Below are 1,959 nucleotides of genomic sequence, written 5' to 3'. Positions count from 1 at the left end.
GCGAGCACCCAGTTCGGCTTCCTCGGCACCGTCAGCGGCAGCCCCGGCGCGCCCGCCCTGCGCTGCACCGCCGCCTGAACACGAAGGACAGATCCATGCGACGCATCTCCCGGCTCCTGCTCGCCGCGGCGGTAACACTCGCCGCCGGGCTCGCGGCCCTGCTGCTTCCCGGCTCACCCGCGCTCGCCGCCGGGATGACGCAGGTGACCGGCTTCGGCAACAATCCGACGAACCTCGGCATGTACATCTACGTCCCGGCCCGGCTGGCGTCCCGCCCGGCACTGCTGGTGCTCGTGCACTATTGCAGCGGCTCGGCGAGCGGCATCTTCAACGGCAACGGGCACGACTACGTGACCGCCGCCGACCGGTACGGGTACATCATCGTCCTGCCGGAGGCGACCCGCGACGGGCACTGCTTCGACGTGTCCACCCCGGCCGCGCTGAAGCGCAACGGCGGCGGCGACTCCACCGGCATCATGTCGATGGTCGCCTACGCCCGCTCGCACTACCCGATCGACGCGGCCCGGATCGTCGTCTCCGGCTTCTCCTCCGGGGCGATGATGACCAACGTCCTGGCCGCGCAGTACCCGGACGTGTTCGCCGCCGCGTCGGCGTTCTCCGGCGTCCCGGCCGGCTGTTTCGCGACCACCAACGGGTCGCTGTGGAACAGCCAATGCTCCGGCGGCACGATCAGCAAGACGGCGCAGCAGTGGGGCGACCAGGCCCGGGCCATGTATCCGGGCTACACCGGCCGCTACCCGCGGATGCAGCTGTGGCACGGGACCACCGACACCACCCTCGCCTACCCGAACTTCGGCGAGGAACTCAAACAGTGGACCAACCTCGACGGGCTGAGCCAGACCCCGGCGTTCACCGACCACCCGCAGTCGAGCTGGACCCGAACCCGGTACGGGAACACGGGCACCCAGGCGACCGTCGAGGGGATCAGCATCGCCGGCGTCGGCCATCAGTTGCCCATGTCCGGGCAGCTCGCCTACGCCATCGCCTTCCTCGGGCTCGACGGCGCGAGCAGCCCGCCGCCCTCGTCGACACCACCGGTGTCGAGCCCGCCGGCGTCATCGCCGCCGGTCTCGTCGCCACCGCCGTCCGCAGGCACCGGGGCCTGCCGGATCGCCGACACCATCAGCGCCTGGAACAACGGACTGACGAGCACCATCACCATCACCAACACCGGTTCGACGACCATCAGCCACTGGTCGCTGGCCTTCACCCTCCCCAGTGGACAAACCATCACCGGCGGCTGGAACGCCACCTACAGCCCGTCCAGCGGCCGGGTCACCGCCACCGATGCCGGCTACAACGCGGTCCTGGCGCCCGGCGCCTCCACGGACATCGGGTTCCAGGCCACCCACACCGGCAACACCGCCAAACCGTCCGGATTCACCCTCAACGGCTCCACCTGTACCACCGCGTAAGCCCGGACACTGCGGCGTTCCATCGCCTCATGGGACTGCCGGCCTCGATCTGCTCGCGTACCAGCGCCGTGAGCATCACGTCCTCACCCTGACGCCGGCGAGAATTTCGGCGACGGTGTGCGCGCTGACGGCGGGCATCGACCCGTCGGCATGCCGGGTCGCGACCGCGCGCACATGCTCCTCGGCGGTCCGGGCCAGTCCGTCGTAGACGGCGGTGAAGACGTCCCGGGCTGCCGGCCGGGGCCAGTCCGGGGGCAGCAGCCGGACGGGCAGGCGGGGATCGAGCACGGCGAAGCGGCGGTATGTGTCCATCACCTCGGTGCGGGCGCGTACCGCCTCCGCGCCGCCGACCCGGCCGGCGGCGATGCGGTGCAGCAGTGGCCGCCACCGCCGGGTGAACGTGTCGTAGTGCGCGGCGATCGCCGCGATGTCCCAGGCTTGCAGCGGATCGCGCCGGGTCGCCGCGCCGAACTCGGCGTGCCGGGCCCGGAACACCGTGATCGCCTCGGGGGCGACCTCGTCG

Annotated in this window: 2 protein-coding genes; one reads left to right on the top strand and one right to left on the bottom strand. The window is 71.3% G+C overall.

The annotated features are described in order from the left end of the window. The first annotated feature begins 95 nt into the window (after nt 1-95). Complete coding sequence (locus ABT369_RS57720; RefSeq protein ID WP_350627248.1) at nt 96-1,436, top strand: extracellular catalytic domain type 1 short-chain-length polyhydroxyalkanoate depolymerase; 1,341 nt, start codon at nt 96-98, stop codon at nt 1,434-1,436. Nucleotides 1,437-1,511: 75 nt separating this feature from the next. Here ABT369_RS57720 and ABT369_RS57715 read toward each other — a convergent pair. After that, the coding region (locus tag ABT369_RS57715) for a PaaX family transcriptional regulator C-terminal domain-containing protein (RefSeq protein ID WP_350627246.1) at nt 1,512-1,959 on the bottom strand (448 nt) is incomplete at its 5' end.

The organism is Dactylosporangium sp. NPDC000244, assembly GCF_040300725.1.
Lineage (GTDB): Bacteria > Actinomycetota > Actinomycetes > Mycobacteriales > Micromonosporaceae > Dactylosporangium.
The sequence above is the reverse complement of the archived record's forward strand: the minus strand, read 5'-3'. Positions and strand labels throughout refer to the sequence as shown.